Source organism: Pseudoalteromonas piratica, from assembly GCF_000788395.1.
GTDB lineage: Bacteria > Pseudomonadota > Gammaproteobacteria > Enterobacterales > Alteromonadaceae > Pseudoalteromonas > Pseudoalteromonas piratica.
Window position 1 is genome coordinate 2,598,506 of the sequence record NZ_CP009888.1, and the last position, 18,119, is coordinate 2,616,624.

The 18,119-nt window shown below is 40.4% G+C and carries 17 protein-coding genes; 8 read left to right on the forward strand and 9 right to left on the reverse strand.

Annotated features, from left to right (window positions below; all coding sequences use genetic code 11):
- Positions 1–81: 81 nt before the first annotated feature.
- Complete coding sequence (locus OM33_RS12045) at positions 82–408, forward strand: ribonuclease E inhibitor RraB (protein ID WP_038643337.1); 327 nt, start codon at positions 82–84, stop codon at positions 406–408.
- A 45-nt stretch (positions 409–453) separates the two neighbouring features.
- Here the strand turns inward: OM33_RS12045 and OM33_RS12050 are convergent, their stop codons facing one another.
- Together OM33_RS12050 and OM33_RS12055 are read right to left on the reverse strand one after the other, a co-directional pair.
- The gene (locus OM33_RS12050; RefSeq protein WP_038642036.1) at positions 454–1,404 is read right to left on the reverse strand and encodes a sensor domain-containing diguanylate cyclase; all 951 of its coding nucleotides are present in this window, start codon (positions 1,402–1,404) and stop codon (positions 454–456) included.
- 4 nt (positions 1,405–1,408) lie between these two features.
- Positions 1,409–2,413, reverse strand: coding sequence for a response regulator (locus OM33_RS12055; protein WP_038642038.1), 1,005 nt, complete (start codon positions 2,411–2,413; stop codon positions 1,409–1,411).
- Positions 2,414–2,675: 262 nt separating this feature from the next.
- Here OM33_RS12055 and tpx point away from each other — a divergent pair, with 262 nt between their 5' ends.
- A complete protein-coding gene (tpx, locus tag OM33_RS12060; RefSeq protein WP_038642039.1) occupies positions 2,676–3,278 on the forward strand; it encodes a thiol peroxidase in 603 nt (200 codons plus the stop codon).
- 53 nt (positions 3,279–3,331) lie between these two features.
- Here tpx and adk read toward each other — a convergent pair whose 3' ends face one another.
- Entirely contained in the window at positions 3,332–3,976 is a 645-nt protein-coding gene (gene adk / locus OM33_RS12065) for an adenylate kinase (RefSeq protein ID WP_038642041.1), read from the reverse strand.
- A gap of 245 nt (positions 3,977–4,221) precedes the next feature.
- On the opposite strand from adk, the gene OM33_RS12070 reads away from it, so the two are divergent.
- Positions 4,222–5,910, forward strand: a complete 1,689-nt coding sequence (locus OM33_RS12070) for a carbon starvation CstA family protein (RefSeq protein WP_038642043.1) — start codon at positions 4,222–4,224, stop codon at positions 5,908–5,910.
- Positions 5,911–5,982: 72 nt separating this feature from the next.
- On the opposite strand, the gene htpG is transcribed toward OM33_RS12070, so the two are convergent.
- On the reverse strand, positions 5,983–7,893 hold the full coding sequence (gene htpG / locus OM33_RS12075; RefSeq protein ID WP_038642045.1) for a molecular chaperone HtpG: 1,911 nt from the start codon (positions 7,891–7,893) through the stop codon (positions 5,983–5,985).
- 193 nt (positions 7,894–8,086) lie between these two features.
- On the opposite strand from htpG, the gene OM33_RS12080 reads away from it, so the two are divergent.
- Positions 8,087–9,277 carry a hypothetical protein gene (locus OM33_RS12080; RefSeq protein ID WP_038642047.1) on the forward strand — a complete coding sequence of 397 codons (1,191 nt, stop codon included), beginning with the start codon at positions 8,087–8,089 and terminating at the stop codon, positions 9,275–9,277.
- Between the two features lie 58 nt (positions 9,278–9,335).
- Positions 9,336–9,938, forward strand: a complete 603-nt coding sequence (gene recR, locus OM33_RS12085) for a recombination mediator RecR (protein WP_038642049.1) — start codon at positions 9,336–9,338, stop codon at positions 9,936–9,938.
- A 64-nt stretch (positions 9,939–10,002) separates the two neighbouring features.
- Here the strand turns inward: recR and OM33_RS12090 are convergent, their stop codons facing one another.
- The 3 genes from OM33_RS12090 to OM33_RS12100 form a co-directional block, all read right to left on the reverse strand.
- Positions 10,003–10,677 carry a MotA/TolQ/ExbB proton channel family protein gene (locus OM33_RS12090; RefSeq protein ID WP_038642051.1) on the reverse strand — a complete coding sequence of 225 codons (675 nt, stop codon included), beginning with the start codon at positions 10,675–10,677 and terminating at the stop codon, positions 10,003–10,005.
- On the reverse strand, positions 10,670–11,005 hold the full coding sequence (locus OM33_RS12095) for a PadR family transcriptional regulator (RefSeq protein WP_038642052.1): 336 nt from the start codon (positions 11,003–11,005) through the stop codon (positions 10,670–10,672). The genes OM33_RS12090 and OM33_RS12095 overlap by 8 nt, the downstream gene beginning before the upstream one ends.
- A gap of 216 nt (positions 11,006–11,221) precedes the next feature.
- Positions 11,222–11,767, reverse strand: a complete 546-nt coding sequence (locus tag OM33_RS12100) for a hypothetical protein (RefSeq protein ID WP_038642054.1) — start codon at positions 11,765–11,767, stop codon at positions 11,222–11,224.
- Positions 11,768–12,091: 324 nt separating this feature from the next.
- Here OM33_RS12100 and OM33_RS12105 point away from each other — a divergent pair, with 324 nt between their 5' ends.
- The 3 genes from OM33_RS12105 (at position 12,092) to OM33_RS12115 (ending at position 15,130) form a co-directional block, all read left to right on the forward strand.
- Positions 12,092–13,459, forward strand: a complete 1,368-nt coding sequence (locus OM33_RS12105; RefSeq protein WP_038642056.1) for a HAMP domain-containing sensor histidine kinase — start codon at positions 12,092–12,094, stop codon at positions 13,457–13,459.
- Entirely contained in the window at positions 13,459–14,808 is a 1,350-nt protein-coding gene (locus OM33_RS12110) for a sigma-54-dependent transcriptional regulator (RefSeq protein ID WP_038642058.1), read from the forward strand. The genes OM33_RS12105 and OM33_RS12110 overlap by 1 nt, the downstream gene beginning before the upstream one ends.
- Before the next feature lie 79 nt (positions 14,809–14,887).
- Positions 14,888–15,130 (forward strand): hypothetical protein, encoded by a 243-nt coding sequence (locus OM33_RS12115; RefSeq protein ID WP_038642059.1) that lies wholly within the window; start codon positions 14,888–14,890, stop codon positions 15,128–15,130.
- 45 nt (positions 15,131–15,175) lie between these two features.
- Here OM33_RS12115 and OM33_RS12120 read toward each other — a convergent pair whose 3' ends face one another.
- Both OM33_RS12120 and uvrB read right to left on the reverse strand, forming a co-directional pair.
- Complete coding sequence (locus OM33_RS12120) at positions 15,176–16,105, reverse strand: class I SAM-dependent methyltransferase (RefSeq protein WP_038642061.1); 930 nt, start codon at positions 16,103–16,105, stop codon at positions 15,176–15,178.
- On the reverse strand, positions 16,098–18,113 hold the full coding sequence (gene uvrB / locus OM33_RS12125; protein ID WP_038642063.1) for an excinuclease ABC subunit UvrB: 2,016 nt from the start codon (positions 18,111–18,113) through the stop codon (positions 16,098–16,100). Before uvrB ends, OM33_RS12120 begins: the two co-directional genes overlap by 8 nt.
- Between the last annotated feature and the right edge of the window lie 6 nt (positions 18,114–18,119).

Consider the following 18,119-nt stretch of genomic DNA (forward strand, 5'->3'; position numbering starts at 1 on the left):
AAAAACATTCGTGATTACTTATTTACCCCATCAAACGCACACAGTAAACTTACCCCTAAATTAAAATACATGAGTAGCTTGATGGAATTTCCAACTGACGATAACGGTCAAATATTAGCTGAGATGCACCAAGAAGGTGTGGATTTAAATAAGTCTCACACGCTCGATTTCTTCATTTTATTTGAAAAACAAGCTGATGCAGAAAAATTTGCCAAGGTAATTAGTGAAGATGACTTAGCACCAGCGACTAAACATCAAAAATGTCCAGATACTGGCGTGTTTGAGGTATTGGTAAGTATAGAAATGGTACCAGATCATCAGCTTATCACTGATATGGAAAACTACTTAGAGTCAATAGCCAACCCACTAAATGGCTATGGCGACGGCTGGGGAATTTTAGCTGAGTAAATTAAGTAAGCGCATTCTAAACTGCGCTTACTCTCTTCTTAACCTTTAAGCAACGCTCACGGTATTACGGCCAGACTCTTTTGACCGGTAAAGGGCCTTGTCTGCATCTTCAATCCATTGTTCATATTTGGTGTATTTTCCGTCAAACTCCGCGATACCTATACTTATGGTTAGCATGATTTCCGATTCTTCATAATGAATCACTGCTTCTTCCATTGTTTGTCGCAGGCGTTCAGCAAATACTTTTGCGCCTTCAATATCTGTATCAACTAAGGTGACAGCAAACTCTTCTCCACCATAGCGTCCAGCAACATCAGACTCTCGTAAAACTTTTTTCAAGGTTTGAGAAACAAAACATAACGCGGCATCCCCTCCCGGGTGACCATAAAGATCGTTAATCTTCTTAAAATGATCAATATCGAACATTAACAAAGAGCTTTTGTTTTGACTGCGTTGTTGACGTTTAAATTCTTTACTAAAGCTTTCTTCCCAAAACCCACGATTATAGAGGTTAGTGAGTCTATCAACACGGCTTAGCTCTTCAAGTTTCGCATTCGCCTGCTCAAGTTCTAGCTTGTTAACCGCTTCGTCTGTTACATCATAAATAATGACACATAAATGAGACACTTCACCCGTGGTATTTGTCAGGGGAATTAACGTACCATTTTGGTACATATAATCGGCCTTACCGGTAATAGGGCGATAGTTTTTAAACTTAAAAATGTACGGGTGTTGTTCCCAGATAGTGAACGAACGCGTTTTAAGTACAAAAACCGACTCTGCTTTTGAGCGAAACCACGCTTCATCGATACCAGGAAATGCATCGAACACATCTTTCCCTTTAACCGCACTGGGTAATAAGCCAGAATGCGCTTCCATAAAGCCATTCCAAACACAAATATTGTATTTTCTATCTAACACCACAAGACCGACATCGATGGTGTTAAACATGTCCATCATCCAGTGAATTTCATTAAGTTCAAAGTCTGCGCTCATAGTGTTAGTCTTCTAATAAATATTGAGTTTTAAACTTCAGTGTTTTTAATGAGTCTTCCGTGAACAGCAGCATTAAGTCACAATTTACATTATGGTTTTCAATACCATAACTTATCTCAATGGCTAATGTGCGTTGCCACCTGTCTTGGTTAGTGCTGACTAAATCGGCAACGTTACAGTGTTGCCCCATCACCACAGGATGGCCTTGACTGAAATGCATATCCAGTTGTTTTGCTAATCCTGTTAGTACCGCGCCAATTAGGATGTTACCGACATCCATTAACAGTTCTAACTCAACTTTTTGGTTGAGTTCACCTTCATAATTCATTAATGAGGCAATCTCAACAAAACTGGAATCATTAAGTAATAATAATGCTTCACCAGAGACACCACCGCCAATAAACCCTTGGCATACACCTGATGTCGAAGCGTTGGTATCAATTGACTGTAATGCCATGGAGAGTTCATTCACTTCCAGCACATTAACATTTGGGATCGGAAGCTCTACAAATACATTAAGCAAGCGTGCTAATAAATCCCCCGCTTGTCCCATAGCTACGTTGGTAATCTCTTGGTATATGTCGCGTAGCTCTGGGTCGAGTTGCTCACCCAATGCATGTTGCAGGCGCTCTCGCATGGCTTTATCTTTAATGCCATGCTTTTCAATGATTTCTTCCAGTTTCGCTGCATCACAAGGCTTTTTGATAAAATCGATTGCCCCTAACGCCATAACACGCTCGTGAGCAGTCGGTTGAATATCACCAGACACAACCACGACCAATACATGTAAACTTTGTTCTTGAATAGCTTGCAGCACTTCGTAGCCATCCATCTGTGGCATATTAAGATCAAGGAACAATATTTCTGGTTGAATCGCTCTTATTTGTTCTAAACAGTGCAAGCCATTCTCAGCGTATTCTATTTGTATGTCCCAATCATCTGGTAAAGAGCGTGCAAGTTGTCGTCGCGCCAAACGCGAGTCATCACATATTAAAACTGGGGTAGCCATACTATCACTCTTGTTATTAGTCTTTTTAAGTTTAGAGCAGGAAGTTGGTTTTCACTAGCACTGCATGAAATCTACGACTATTGTGCTAAAAAATGTAACAAATTACAAAAAATTAGTTCACAAAATAACTAAAACTTAATAATTATCATGTGGTAGGACCTGAGCATCTAAATAACACGAGTATTTTAAAAAAACGATTCCTTTAACAGTAGCTTAGGCTTATGCTAAATTAATTCAACTTTAACTTTAGGCGTGTTGAATTATGTTAAAAAAATTTATCTCTGTGACAAGTCTAGTCACGACTCTTATTTATTCTTCAAATGTGTTGGCAGAACAATTTCAATTTCCCGTAAATCAAATTGATTCAGGCAAAGTGTCTGCAAACAACAGTAAACTGACGCTGCGCGGCACCCCTGTAGAGCTTGGCCAACCTGCTCCCAATTTCAAAGCAGCAAATAACAAATTTTCCCCTGTATCACTCTCTGATTTCGAAGGTAAAGCAGTGCTTATCAGCACAGTACCGAGTCTAGACACCGGTATCTGTAGCCTACAAACAAAACACTTTAATGATAAAATTGCGAATAACTACAGTGATGTCGTGATGCTCACGATTAGTATGGATTTACCATTTGCACAGAGCCGTTTTTGTAAAACAGAAAATATCACGCAATTACATACCTTATCTGATGCTGTTTGGCGCGAATTTGCACAAAACTATGGTCTGTTAATTGAGGATATGGGTTTACTTGCCCGCAGCGTAATGATCTTAGATAAAGAACATAAATTGGTTTATAAACAGTTAGTCAGTAATCTTGCAAAAGAACCTGATTACATATCGGTCGAAGCCGCACTGAAAAAGCTCTAATCGATAAGCATAAAAAAAACCGCCAATTGGCGGTTTTTTTATGCTTGGTCTTATTAACCAAGTAATTCGGCTAGTTGTGCACTTACTGCTTCAACTGCTTGTGTACCATCTAATTTGTGGTACTGGGTGTTACCCGCATCTGCTTCAGCACGATAGTAATCAACTAGCGGCTTAGTTTGCTCGTGGTAAATTGCTAAACGCTTACGTACTGTCTCTTCAACATCGTCATCACGAATGATTAAGTCTTCACCGGTTACGTCATCTTTACCTTCCGTTTTAGGTGGGTTGTAAACAACGTGGTAAACACGGCCAGAACCTGGGTGAACTCGACGGCCGCCCATACGCTCTACGATGATTTCATCAGCAACATCAAATTCAATACAGTGATCAACTGTGATGCCATTTTCTTTCATTGCGTCTGCTTGAGGAATTGTGCGTGGGAAACCGTCTAATAAGAAGCCGTTTTCGCAATCAGCTTTTGCAACTCGTTCTTTAACAAGGCCAATGATGATTTCATCAGAAACAAGTTGACCTGCGTCCATTACTTTTTTAGCTTCAAGACCAAGTGGTGTACCCTCTTTAATCGCAGCGCGTAACATATCGCCTGTCGAAATTTGTGGGATACCGTACTTATCCATTAAAAATTGTGCTTGTGTACCTTTACCTGCACCTGGCGCTCCTAAAAGAATAATGCGCATGACCTTTCCTCAAGATGTTTTTTTAATTGTGTGGATTCTTTCACAGTGACAACTGATTCTCAATAGTGATTAGCCAAAAGTTTAATCTTTGTTTAATTACTATCACGCAATCATCATTTTGCGGCACAAGAACGCAATTAAATAGGCTAACTAATGCCAAAGTCGAGTTGTTCTCGCTTGCTTTTATCTTAGGCTGCTTTAAGCTGGACTTTGGATTAAATAACAATCAATAACAAGGAACTTATATGCAATCCGTGTTTATAGTGTTACTCGGCATTATCGGCATGTTGTTTGGCTGGTTTGTCTACTCAAAATTCATCGCCTTGCGTATTTTTCAAATGGACGATAAATACATTACCCCTGCACATCAAATTAATGATGGCGTTGATTTTGTTCCCACCAAAAAAGTCGTTCTTTGGGGTCACCATTTTACTTCCGTCGCCGGTGCTGCACCAATTGTCGGCCCAGCCATTGCTGTATACTGGGGCTGGGTACCTGCGGTTATTTGGGTTGTATTAGGCACCATTTTCTTTGCCGGCGTTCACGATATGGGCGCGCTTTGGGCAAGTAGCCGCCATAAAGGTAAGTCTATTGGCGCGTTGTCTGAAGAGGTGATCGGTAAACGTACCCGTGCACTTTTTATGATTGTGGTTTTTTTGGTGCTGCTCATGGTAAACGCGGTGTTTGGCGTAGTTATCGCAAACTCGTTTGTGAGCCAGCCAACAGCGGTTTTACCTGCGTGGGCTGCAATTGTATTTGCCTTAATCATAGGTCAGTTAATTCGCCGTAATTTCAACCTTGTGCTCCTTTGTGTGTTAGGTGTCATTGCACTTTACCTCACAGTGTATGCTGGCAGCGAAATGCCAATGGCACTGCCAAAAGAAATGTTTGGTTTAAGTGATAAAGCTAATTGGATTATTTTGCTATTTGTTTACGCCGCAATTGCATCACTATTACCGGTTTGGGTATTACTGCAACCGCGCGACTTTATTAATGGCGTACAACTGCTCGTAGGTTTGGTATTACTTTATGGTGCAGTATTTATGTTTATGCCAGACATCACAGCGCCTGCTTTTAATAGCGAAGTTGCGGAGTCGACTCCGAGTATTATTCCGCTGCTGTTTGTTACCATTGCCTGTGGTGCAGTGTCTGGTTTCCACGGTATTGTATCGAGTGGAACCAGTTCTAAACAATTAGATAAAGACACCGATGCCCGCTTTGTTGGCTACTTGGGCGCGGTAGGCGAAGGTTCGCTTGCGCTTATTACTATTGTTGCAGTCAGTGGTGTCACGCTTGCAATGAGCCCACAGGAATGGCACGAAGTATATAGTCACCTCGGCGCAGGCAGTGTTGGGGCATTTATTCAAGGTGGCTCTAACCTGATTTATCAAGGCTGGGGCATTCCTGCCGAACTTGCCTCCACCTTACTTGCAGTAATGGTGGTGTTATTTGCCGGTACAACAATGGACTCTGGTGTCAGACTTCAACGCTATATCATTCAAGAATGGGGGGAAATTTACCAAATCAGTGCGTTTAGAAATGGCATTATTGCAACGCTAATTGCGGTTGGCTGTTGTTTACTATTGGCCTTTGGTGCGGGCGGTTCGTCAGGCTCAGGCGGCATGATCATTTGGCCATTATTCGGCTCCACAAATCAAATATTAGCTAGCCTTACATTACTGGTTATTTCTGTCATGCTGATTAAGATGGGTCGCCCTGCCCGTTATACCTTAATACCTATGCTGTTTGTACTTGTGATGGCATTTTTAGCAGGTGTGCTAAAGCTGCAAGAATACTACAGCGCAGGTAACTGGCTACTTGTAAGTCTTGATATTATTGTTCTTGTAGTGTGTGTATTAGTGATGTTTGAAGCGTGGACCGTGATAAAACAACACAAGCAGATCGAGCCAAGCGTAAATGAATCAACTGAATAATAAACTACAAATGGGTTAATTTGTTTCATAAAAAAGGGCGCTAAGCGCCCTTTTCTTTTAACCTAAAACTGGTTACTTGCTTAAATCTAACATTAGTTTGTTTAAGCGAGATACAAAGCCCGCAGGGTCTTTCAAGCTGCCGCGCTCTGCAAGTAATGCTTGGTCAAGCAATACATCCGCCCATTGTGCAAAATTATCCTCATCCTGAACATTGTTTAGATGTTTCACCAATTGGTGCTCTGGATTTAACTCAAATACCGGTTTCGTTTCTGGTGCTTGTTGACCGATTTGCTCCATGAGCTTTTGCATTTGCGAGCTCATGTCGTGTTCATCGGCAACCACACAAGCTGGTGAGTCAGTTAAACGGTGAGTAAAGCGAACTTCTTTCACTTTATCACCTAATGCTGTTTTAACACGCTCAATTAAGCCTTCGACTTCTTTTTCAGAAGCTTCTTGCTCTTTTTTGCTCTCTTCATCATCCAGATCACCAAGATCTAAATCACCACGGGTGATTGAAGCAAGTTGTTTGCCGTCAAATTCAGTCAGATGGCTCATCATCCATTCATCGACACGGTCAGAAAGCAGTAAAACTTCAATGCCTTTCTTACGGAAGATCTCAAGATGTGGCGAGCTTTTCGCTGCTTGGAAGCTATCCGCTACTACATAGTAAATTTTATCCTGGCCTTCTTTCATACGTGCAATGTATTGCTCAAGCGATACATTTTGCGTTTCTAGGTCAGAATCAGTAGAAGCAAAGCGTAGTAACTTCGCAATTGCTTCTTTATTGGTCATATCTTCCGCTGGACCTTCTTTGATCACTTGGCCAAACTCATTCCAGAATGTTTGATATTCTTCCGGCTTGTTTTTACCCATACGGTCAAGCATTTTAAGCACGCGTGATGTACAACCTTTACGAATTGCTTGCGTTACTTTGTTATCTTGAAGTATTTCGCGCGATACGTTAAGTGGAAGATCATTTGAATCTAATAAACCTTTTACAAAACGTAAGTAGTTAGGCATAAACTGCTCAGCATCATCCATGATGAATACGCGTTGTACATACAGTTTTAAACCATGCTGACGGTCGCGGTTCCACATATCAAATGGTGCTTTTTTCGGGATATAAAGTAGGCTTGTGTACTCTGTTTTACCTTCTACTTTATTATGTGCCCATGTTAGAGGCTCTTCCCAATCGTGACCAACGTGCTTGTAAAACTCTTTGTACTCTTCATCAGAAATTTCTGACTTATCGCGCGTCCAAAGTGCTGTCGCTTTGTTAATTGCTTGCCACTCACCTGGCGTTGCAGGAATTTTCTCGCCATCAGGACCTTCTGACTCTTCTGTTGGCGCTTGATACATTTCTACAGGTATTGAAACGTGATCTGAGTATTTAGTAACGATTGAACGTAAACGGAATTCATCTAAGAACTCTTTTTCATCGTCACGTAGGTGAAGAATAATTTCAGTACCACGCTCGGCTTTATCAATATCAGCAAGCGTGTATTCACCCTCTCCTTGTGAGTGCCATTCTGTCGCTTGCGCTTCACCAGCTTTGCGAGTGCGAACAGTCACACTGTCTGCAACAATAAATGCTGAATAAAAACCAACACCAAACTGACCGATTAATTGTGAGTCACGAGCTTGGTCACCTGTTAAGTTTTGGAAAAACTCGGCAGTACCTGATTTTGCAATGGTACCTAAAGAGCTGATAACCTCATCACGCGTCATACCGATGCCGTTATCAGAAATCGTCACTGTGTTAGCGTCTTTGTCAGCACTAATGCGAACGCGTAATTCACCATTACCTTCGTAAAGGTCATTATTTTCTAGTGCTAAAAAACGTAACTTATCAGCAGCATCCGAGGCATTTGATACTAATTCGCGTAAAAAGATCTCTTTATTTGAATAAAGAGAGTGGATCATAAGCTGTAGAAGTTGCTTTACTTCTGTTTGAAAACCGAATGTTTCTTTTTGGGCAGACATTGATAACTCCGTCAAAATCTTCGTATTTAACCAATATGCAAACTTATATAAGGTTGAGATTTTAGATTTCAAGGGAAAAAATTTAATTCTCACTGTATTGCTGAATTAAACATCAAACAAACATCGAGTTGTTTTAAATGGTTCCTATTCTCGCTACAATCATTGGCTATTACATATTGATAAAATAACAATAATGACAACTGCTATTCGTACGTTTATTTTCCTTATAATTTTATGCTGCACAGCCATTATTTATACTGCTATCCACGACCGCAGTGTGCAACTAAGTCATTTTAACTTTTTAACGAATCATCAAGTTATTGCTGTTAATAACCAACCAGAAGTAAAAAATTGGCTTTTGTACGCTTACCCATATAACGATTACCGTTTCGGCGTATCAAAAAATGAAATTTATCACGGTAAATCAAGTGTATTTATTGTCAATAAATTACCGATTGAACAAGGGTTTGGCTTGATACGACAAACTATCAAAGCAGAGCAATTCTCAGGTAAAACAATTGAGTTTTCTGGTTATTTTAAAACTGCCCATTTAAAAGGCGATGTCACTTTTGAACTTGATATCATGGATGGCAATGACGAATTATTCAGAAGAGCGAAGGCAGTTTATCAACCCAATGACCCCGATCAACAGTGGCAACGCTTTTCAGTAATCGCATCAATTCCAGACAACGCATCAGCGCTAAGCTATTCTGCCCAGCTACTTGGCTCAGGTCAGGTTTGGTTTGATGACTTTAATATAACAGACGCACCTGTCGGGGCTAAAGACACGAGTGAACCTCTTCGATTTCAAAAACCTAAACATGCAAGCGATAGCCCCGAACGTACCAAGTACTTAAATATTGTTGGTTATAACACCCCCCCTTTTGGTGAGTTAAATGTTGGCAATCAAAGCATAAACCTAAAAGATTGGTGGATAACTGATGACCTCGCAGGTGAATATTCGCTCACGCAAGAAGGTAATGCATTATTACTAGAAAGTATTGTAGAAGAACCTCACTTCGGTGTTGCTCTAAAACGCTATCAGTTTAAGAATCCGAATGTTCAAGGCATAAAATTTAGTGCTCAAATAAAACATCAATTTGTTAAAAGCATGGCAAGTATTTGGTTGCGTATTGAAGATAAGGACAAAAATAATCTGGCTTTCGATAATTTACGCTTTTCAAGTGCAGGTGGTAGCAGCGACTGGCAAAATGTTGAAGTTGTCCTGCCATTGAGTGAAGAGGCAGAAATTATCTCATTTGGTGCATTACTGATAAGTAGTGGTAAATTATGGCTGCGCAACCCGCACATTGAGTTACTGTATACTCCCGTGAAAGTACATAGCAACGTACTATCAAACCCTAGCAATCTCAGCTTTGAATAATTGGCTGATGTATTAACTTAGTGTATGTTATAGCAAAATTGAAAAACACAAACTCTGTATGAAATTAACTTCAGGCGTAAGCCAACTTGTAGAAGCATTAAGATGCTTACCGGGCATCGGGCCAAAATCGGCGCAGCGTATTGCATTTCATTTATTAGAGCACGACCGTGATGGTGGTCGCCAATTAGGACAAAGCCTCACCTTTGCAATGGAAAATATTGGCCATTGTAAAAGTTGCCGCACATTTTGTGAAAGCGAGCAATGCGACATCTGCTTAAGCGCAAAGCGACAAGATAGCGGTTTAATTTGCGTAGTAGAATCGCCAACAGATATCCTTGCAATAGAACAAACAGGTCAATTCCAAGGTCGCTATTTTGTGTTAATGGGACATTTATCACCACTTGATGGCATAGGTCCGATGGAACTTGGCTTAGACATATTTGAACAACAGCTTAGATCTGGCGCTGTTGAAGAAGTTATTCTAGCCACCAACCCAACAGTGGAAGGTGAAACAACAGCACATTTTATTGCTGACATGTGTGCAAAACATGACGTCAGCGCATCGCGCATTGCCCATGGCGTGCCAGTTGGCGGAGAACTTGATTTAGTCGATGGCATGACTTTATCGCATGCCTTCTCAGGCAGAAAAAAAGTTAACTAAATTTGCCACAAAAAAGCCCATAGCGATAAACGTTATGGGTTTTTATAAAAGGTTACATAAGCTATTAATTTAACATTTTCGACGCAATACGCTGCTCAGCCACATAACAAATCAGTTTTACAATTGCACCGTAATAAAAAGTCAAAATTGACACCGCAAATGCCGGCCCTATTACACTACTAAATTCTTCCGCTCGAATATTTGATGCCATCGCAACCCAACCAATAAGCGTTGTAATACCACCACACCAAATCGCCGTATTGCCCAGCACTGAAAAAACCCGTCTAGATTGAATAAGTTCTTCTTCACTGAATTCCCCCTTTTCACTTACAACACAGCCAAAAGCAAAGAGAAAATCTTGCCAAGATGTGGCAGCAATAGCAAAGAAAATTGCAGGCGGAAATACCAACATGGCAGATGGTACGTCAATAAAGGCTGTTACATCCGCCCCCATTACCATGCCAAATACCATCATAGATAAAAATACCACTAAGCTCAGTATAAACATAATTAACCCTCGTTGTGTTGTCGGCATAAATCGGTATGCAAGATTCAACGTTTGTTGCCAATACCAGTATTGAATAACAATACTTGTTTGCCCTTGTTGTTGTTTTAAAAAATACGTTTCTTCTAGATCGCCAATCACCGCATCAACCAGAGTATCAGGGAGCGACCACGATAGTATTTTGTTCGCAAGCGTCATTTCATCACGCTGTTTTATCGGCGCTGAGTTATGCATAGAGAGCCTTTCGTTTTAGTTGTATGCCTTGCCAAAGTGTCTCTAACGCATTTTTAGAGCGGTTTAATGCCTGCTTGCCCTGCCCAGATACTACATAGAATTTTTTGGCACGCCCGCCACGCTGCGCAATTGCCTCACCTTGTGAACTTGTTAATAAGCCTTTTTTTTCAAGGCGCTCTAAGGTGGTATAAAGTGCTCCCACACTCACATCTCGCTCAATGGCTTCGACTAATAATTCTCGAATCGAAACGCCATACGCATTGTCAGCTAATTTTAAAATGGCGAGCATCACCATTTGTTCGAACTCGCCTAAATATTTTTCTTTCATAATGCATTGAATTGCTATTTTTATCACAATGTAGAGTAAATAATGTAATACGTCCAATTAATTCTACAATGTAGTATTAATATACGAAAAAAGCGTGATAACGGAGATTAAATAAAAGTGAGCGACTTCGCTTAAAAGAAATTAAGAAGCTAATTTGAAAATGTAAAAAGCCAAGCGCTTTTAAGCAGCTTGGCATTATTCGTTATGATGTGTACTTTACTTTTGGCTCAGGATATTTTGCAATTCAACAATTTGAGTCGGCGTTAAATCACTCGACTCGAGCAAATGTTTAATCGCTTTAAACGCACCATCCCCTTCATTTCCTTCAAATTTAAACTTAAACACTTGTGCATGCTTGGTGTCATCGCTCATTACAAACACATTGTTGCCTTCGGTTGTTGTAAAGTCTGTATCTGAATGAATTTCAATATGCTTTTCAACATCTGCATCACCCGTTTTAAAGGCAAATACTTTAATACCATCGTCACTGTGTTCAACATCTAGGTTTTTAACAATGTTACGTATTTTTTCCTGTTTTTCAGGGGAGAGCTCGGCGATTGCCTCTTCTAATTCCTGTTCACTCGGTTTACCGTCGAACACCAGTTTTATTGGTGCGTGATCGCCATCAGCGGACACAAGTTCAATGTCTGTTTTCATTTCAACAACTTTTACTTTTTTCTCTTGCTCGCCAGCAATAGCAGTCGCACCTACGAATGTTAATGTCGCAATAAAAGGTAATAGCAGTGTTTTTTTCAGTAACATAATCAATTCCTTATTTTATGGTTGTGTTAAATCGTTACAGCCAATTCTTTAGGAAATTCCATGCCAAGTTTTAATCTGTTGATTTTATTGGCTTTTACAAAAATGAGTTAGGGAGCATCTTTAAATAGATACTGATATGCGGTTGCAATATCCTGATATCGGGATTTATCAACTTGGTGACGATTAGCTTGTTCTATAACTTCTTTGCTTTGTAAGAATTATTATCTTACTTTCAATGTGTTATAACTTCTTAAACGAGAGCAACTATTATGGTACAAAGTTTGTAATGTAGATTGCTCCTCTTCTAATTTAAGGAATAGCTTTTTGAGTATTCGTAAACTGTTGATCATTACGTTAGTGTTTTTGTTTGCAAGTGTTGCATTAGTGCAAACGGCTTTGACTATTTATTTTAAACAACAAATTGAAAATGAGATTGTTGATAAAAGTGAACGATTAACTGAAAAGATCTTAACCACCACAAAAGATAAAGTACGCAAAAAGTTAATTGAAATTGCACCTAACGATGGCAGCAACAAAGAAGTTAAATTTGAGTTTCATATCAGCGGTCAAAGTGAAAGCGATTCACACAGTGAAAATGAATTAGTCGATGGCAATACAACCGTTGTGAAACGACAAATTGTGCTCGACCAAGACAACGAACGCAGTATTGAAATTTTTAGCAAAAACGCGGAACAGATTGAAGCGGTATTTATGGCGGTTGATAACCTCGATAATATGCAACTACATCATCAAGTGACGACAGAATACCTAACCGATAGCTCGAGCTTTGAGCGCTTTACCCATTTGATTCTCTGGAGCATAGCAATTTCATCGGCAATAGCACTGTTATTAGCGCTTTGGCTTACCAATAAAATTACACAACCAATTAATCAATTAATCGGCGCCATGGATGAATTAGACAAAGATAAATTAGGCATTCAAATTACGCCCAAAGGTGTTACCGAATTAAAACGATGTGCTCAGCAATTTAATTCTATGAGTACAAAGCTTGCCAATTTTGCTGAAGAGCAGCACATAATGGAGCAGAAAAAGCATTTAGCTCAACTCGGTGAACTAAGCCGAGGCATTGCCCATGCACTTCGCAATCCAGTGCATACGCTTAATTTAACCATTGATCAGTATTTCAAAGCACCAGAGAAAAATCGCGCTAAGCTTGAACATATTGCACATACCAAAATTGAGCATATCGATAAAAACATTAATGCCCTACTTACCTTATCGAAAGGTAAAGTTGAGCGTACCTTATCAGTTCCTATTAATGCGGTACTTAATGACATCAAATTAGAGTTATTAAACGAAGCAACCCCTATCATCATTAATTGTGATAACGACCTTAAAATAACCGGATTAGAAACAGAAATACGCAGTATTCTTCATACGCTTATTGTGAATGGTGTTGAAGCGGGTAAGAATAACAACACAATTAAAGTAGACGTGTGTGAACAAGGTGATGAAATACACCTTGATGTTTTGGATAAGGGCAACGGGGTATGCGCTGAGATAAAACCCCATTTATTTAGCCCACACGTTAGTGATAAACCAGACGGTGCTGGTATCGGCCTTTACCTTGCCAAGCAAATCATTAATTTATATTACGGTGGTGATATTCTACTCATCAATAGTGATGAGCATGGTAGTCACTTTCGCGCAATTTTTAAAAGAGAGCTGTAATGGAAAATGCACATATTTTATTGGTAGAAGATGATATTGCGCAAAATGAACTGATTGCATCAATGCTGAGTGCTGAAGGCTTTATTGTTACGGCCACAACGAGCGTAGAAGAAGCCATCGTCGCTTTAAAAGCAAATAGCCAAATTAGTTTAATCTTCAGTGATTGGAAATTAGGTCAATTAAGTGGCCTTAATTTACTTGAATTTGCGCGCAGCAATAATTTTCCTGTTGGTATTGTGATTGCGACCGCTTATGGCTCAATTGATCACGCCGCACTTGCAATTGAAAAAGGCGCAGATGATTACTTAGCAAAGCCTTTTCAGCGCCAAGAATTGCTTCTGGCACTGGCTAAAGCAAACAAAGCCAATCAACTTCGCTTGGCAAATCAAACGCTCAATAGCCAACTTAGTCAGCAAGATACCATGGTCGAGTTGATAGGTAGTGCGCCCTGTATGCAAAAGGTATTTCAGCGCATCGAAAAAGTCGCCTCCACCAGCGCAACCGTGTTAATAAGTGGTGAAAGCGGTACGGGTAAAGAGCTTGCCGCGCGCGCATTACATAAAATATCACCGCGCAAAGATTCCCCTTTTATAGCCATTAACTGCGGCGCCATTCCTGAGTCCATCGCAGAGGCAGAACTATTTGGTGCGAAAAAAGGCGCATTTACCGGCGCAAACCAAGATAAACTCGGTAAATTTGCCGCCGCAAATGGTGGCACACTATTTTTGGATGAAGTTGCCGAGCTAAGCCCACAATTACAAACAAAACTGCTTCGTTTTCTACAAGAGGGGGTGATTACCCCACTTGGTTGCCACGAGGAAGTCGCTGTTGATGTGCGTGTCATTGCAGCAAGCCATAAGCAGCTGTTGGCACAAGTGGAAGAAGGCCTTTTTCGTGAAGATTTATATTACCGCTTAAACGTAGTACCTATTCATATGCCTGCGCTTCGTGAGCGTACTGAAGATATTGGTAAATTGATTCATCACTTTAAAACTAAATTTTGCCAGCAGTATGGCAGTCAAGAGCAGCAATTGAGTGCAACTACTTTAAAACAATTACTCAGTTATTCATGGCCAGGAAATGTAAGGCAACTGTCTAATTGTATTGAACGATATGCCCTACTTGGTGATGAAAATGAATTAGTCGAAAGCCTCAATCATAACAGCCAGGCAGCTACTCAAAGCGAGCAATTTGTGATCCCAGATGAGGGTATTGATTGGCATCAATTTGAACGAGCTATCTTACTGCAAGCTTGTAAACGTGCCGAAAATAACAAAACCGCTGCAGCAAAATTATTAGGGTTAAGCTACAAAGCCTTTTTGTATCGGCTCGAAAAACACCAAATATAGCCGTTTATCATTAAACTTCACTTACTAATCCGTTTTGCATTAAGCTGATTACAACATTCAGAAAAAGTTAGGAGTGACAATGAGCGGAACAACAATGGTGGTAATGATTGTGTTTTTCTCTGTGGGTTTTGGTGTACTTGCTGATATGTATAACAAACATATTAAGTTTAAAGAAAAAACCCTAAAGCATAATCAAGCAAGTGACGCACAAACCGATGAGCTAAAACAACAAATAAACAAGCTAACTGAACGCGTGCAAGTACTGGAAAAAATAGTGACTGATGAAGGTTACCAAGTGGCCAAAGAGATTAACAAGTTATAAAAAAAGCGCTAAGTAAGCACTTAGCGCTTTTTTTATTCTAATATCCTAATTTATCGATAACCGATACACCATGGCTTTTAAGTTAGCACCGTCTTGTTCTTCAAAGCGCGGTGCCGCGGGTAATCGCTCTACCAGTGTTAGCTTACCTTCAGTGGCGAGTTCTATCATCTCAATAAACATGCTTTCGCTAACATCTGGGCTATTTGCACATAACAACAACTGAGTATCGTTATGGCACAGATCCGGTAAACGACGCAGTATTTTTTGATAATCTTTGGTCAGTACAAAACTGCCTTTTTGAAAGCTAGGCGGATCAACCACAATCAAATCAAATGGCGCAGCTTTTTTTAATTTACCAAAGGATTTCAGTATATCGTGAGGTAAATAACTAATATTTTCAGCCACATTGTTTAAACGATGATTATCAGCACCGGTTCTTAACACAGACTTATTCATATCCATATTAATAACTTGATGCGCACCACCCAATTTAGCAATCACTGAAAATGCGCAGGTATATGAAAACAAGTTAAGTACTTTTGCATCTTTACTGTTATTTTTAACAAATGCACGTCCTTCGCGCATATCCGGAAAAATCCCGGTATTTTGTGTTTTTGTCAGTTGCACCCAATAGCTAGCACCAAGCTCATTAACCTCAAACCGCTCTGGCACTTCACCAAATGGCACAGAGACCTGAGTATCGCGCCCTGCTCGATATTGAAATACTAGGCCACTTGCATTAAAGCCAGCTTGTTGCTGTGCTTGCCAAACGGCATGTGTTAACTCAGTTTGCACATCATCTTCAATGGGGTTGTAGCAGGCTAAAAATAAATACGGCGGATACCAGTCCAAGTTAATGAAATTTGTATCACCTTGGCTATCACCACGACCGTGATAAACGCGACATACTTCATCACTAAACGGCGTACCTTTTTCAATGGCGGCCAATAAATGGGTTAAATCTATTTTAGGCATTAATTAGTTCTTGATGTAGTTGCTGGATCTCATCACGTACTTTTGCCGCCTTTTCAAATTCAAGGTCGCGCGCAAACGCCAACATGTCAGATTCCAGTTGTTTAATTTTCTTATTAATTTCATCCGCAGATAAAATTTCTTTGTTAATCGCTGTGGGCGACTTACGTTGCTTAGTGTCTTTTTCGTCAACTTGTTCGCCGACATCCATAATATCAGTGATTTTCTTATTGAGAGCCTGTGGCGTAATGCCATTATCAATATTGTACTGATGCTGAATGCTGCGGCGACGTTCAGTTTCATCAATCGCGCGTTTCATTGAATCTGTAATTCTGTCAGCATATAAAATGGCACGGCCATTAATATGACGCGCGGCACGCCCTATCGTCTGAATAAGAGATCGCGTTGAGCGTAAGAAACCTTCCTTGTCGGCATCTAAAATAGCAACAAGAGACACTTCTGGCATGTCTAAGCCTTCACGAAGAAGGTTAATACCTACCAACACATCAAACACACCGGCACGTAAGTCACGAATAATCTCAACACGTTCAACGGTATCTATATCTGAATGCAGATAGCGTACTTTGACATCATGATCGTTCAAGTAATCAGATAAGTCTTCAGCCATGCGTTTAGTAAGCGTTGTAACCAACACGCGTTCATTAAGTTCAACACGTTTGTAAATCTCAGAGAGCAAATCATCAACTTGCGTGGCTACAGGGCGAATTTCGAGCTCAGGATCGAGTAAGCCTGTTGGACGAATCACTTGCTCTGCCACTTCGTTATTAGAGCGCTCTAATTCGTAATCCCCTGGGGTCGCTGACACATAAATGGTTTGCGGTGAAATCGCTTCAAATTCTTCAAACTTCAATGGACGGTTATCAAGCGCTGATGGCAGACGAAAACCATATTCAACTAAGTTTTCTTTTCGGCTGCGGTCACCACGATACATCGCACCCACCTGCGATACTGTAACGTGTGATTCATCAATTATCATCAAAGCTTCATCAGGTAAATAATCAAGCAACGTTGGTGGTGGCTCGCCAGGTGCTCTACCAGATAAATAACGCGAGTAGTTTTCGATACCAGAGCAGTACCCCAATTCACTCATCATTTCAATATCGTATTGGGTGCGCTGTGCAACCCTTTGTTCTTCGACTAAACGGTTATTATCAAGCAGCTGTTTACGGCGGATCTTGAGTTCTTCTTTAATATTGTCAATGGCCGCTAAAATCTTTTCGCGCGGCGTAACATAGTGAGTTTTAGGATAAATCGTGGCGCGAATAATATGCCTCTCCACCGCACCAGTGAGCGGATCAAAAATGCTCAGCCTATCCACTTCATCGTCAAACATTTCAACCCGAATTGCCATGGTTTCAGATTCAGCAGGGAAAATATCAATGACTTCACCACGCACTCGATACGTACCGCGTTGAAAGTCGATATCATTGCGTGTGTATTGCAACTCTGCCAGCCTGCGCAGTAAGTCTCGCTGATCAACCGTATCGCCCTGTTTGATTAGCAACATCATCTTTAAATAAGAATCAGGATCGCCTAAACCATAAATAGCAGACACTGATGCAACAATAATAACGTCTTTGCGTTCCAATAAAGCCTTGGTGGCTGATAAACGCATTTGCTCTATGTGATCGTTTATTGAAGCATCTTTTTCGATAAAGGTATCGCTTGCAACGACATAGGCTTCTGGTTGGTAATAATCGTAGTAAGATACAAAGTACTCTACCGCATTTTCTGGGAAAAACTCTTTCATTTCACCATAAAGCTGAGCTGCAAGCGTTTTGTTATGTGCCAAAATAATGGTTGGGCGATTTAGCTCTGCGATAACATTAGCCATGGTAAAGGTTTTACCTGTACCCGTTGCGCCCAACAAGGTTTGGTGGGCAAGGCCCGCTTCTAAACCATCCACTAATTGTGTGATAGCAGTTGGTTGATCACCACTGGGTTTAAAAGGCGATACTAATTTAAAATCAGTTACTCCATCTTTACTCATAGTGTC

What these genes read in the sequence shown, in the direction of transcription:
- OM33_RS12045 (WP_038643337.1), top strand. Translation starts at nt 82, where the DNA reads ATGGAATTTCCAACTGACGATAACGGTCAAATATTAGCTGAGATGCAC.
- OM33_RS12050 (WP_038642036.1), bottom strand. Translation starts at nt 1,404, where the DNA reads ATGAGCGCAGACTTTGAACTTAATGAAATTCACTGGATGATGGACATG.
- OM33_RS12055 (WP_038642038.1), bottom strand. Translation starts at nt 2,413, where the DNA reads ATGGCTACCCCAGTTTTAATATGTGATGACTCGCGTTTGGCGCGACGA.
- tpx (WP_038642039.1), top strand. Translation starts at nt 2,676, where the DNA reads ATGTTAAAAAAATTTATCTCTGTGACAAGTCTAGTCACGACTCTTATT.
- adk (WP_038642041.1), bottom strand. Translation starts at nt 3,976, where the DNA reads ATGCGCATTATTCTTTTAGGAGCGCCAGGTGCAGGTAAAGGTACACAA.
- OM33_RS12070 (WP_038642043.1), top strand. Translation starts at nt 4,222, where the DNA reads ATGCAATCCGTGTTTATAGTGTTACTCGGCATTATCGGCATGTTGTTT.
- htpG (WP_038642045.1), bottom strand. Translation starts at nt 7,893, where the DNA reads ATGTCTGCCCAAAAAGAAACATTCGGTTTTCAAACAGAAGTAAAGCAA.
- OM33_RS12080 (WP_038642047.1), top strand. Translation starts at nt 8,087, where the DNA reads ATGACAACTGCTATTCGTACGTTTATTTTCCTTATAATTTTATGCTGC.
- recR (WP_038642049.1), top strand. Translation starts at nt 9,336, where the DNA reads ATGAAATTAACTTCAGGCGTAAGCCAACTTGTAGAAGCATTAAGATGC.
- OM33_RS12090 (WP_038642051.1), bottom strand. Translation starts at nt 10,677, where the DNA reads ATGCATAACTCAGCGCCGATAAAACAGCGTGATGAAATGACGCTTGCG.
- OM33_RS12095 (WP_038642052.1), bottom strand. Translation starts at nt 11,005, where the DNA reads ATGAAAGAAAAATATTTAGGCGAGTTCGAACAAATGGTGATGCTCGCC.
- OM33_RS12100 (WP_038642054.1), bottom strand. Translation starts at nt 11,767, where the DNA reads ATGTTACTGAAAAAAACACTGCTATTACCTTTTATTGCGACATTAACA.
- OM33_RS12110 (WP_038642058.1), top strand. Translation starts at nt 13,459, where the DNA reads ATGGAAAATGCACATATTTTATTGGTAGAAGATGATATTGCGCAAAAT.
- OM33_RS12115 (WP_038642059.1), top strand. Translation starts at nt 14,888, where the DNA reads ATGAGCGGAACAACAATGGTGGTAATGATTGTGTTTTTCTCTGTGGGT.
- OM33_RS12120 (WP_038642061.1), bottom strand. Translation starts at nt 16,105, where the DNA reads ATGCCTAAAATAGATTTAACCCATTTATTGGCCGCCATTGAAAAAGGT.
- uvrB (WP_038642063.1), bottom strand. Translation starts at nt 18,113, where the DNA reads ATGAGTAAAGATGGAGTAACTGATTTTAAATTAGTATCGCCTTTTAAA.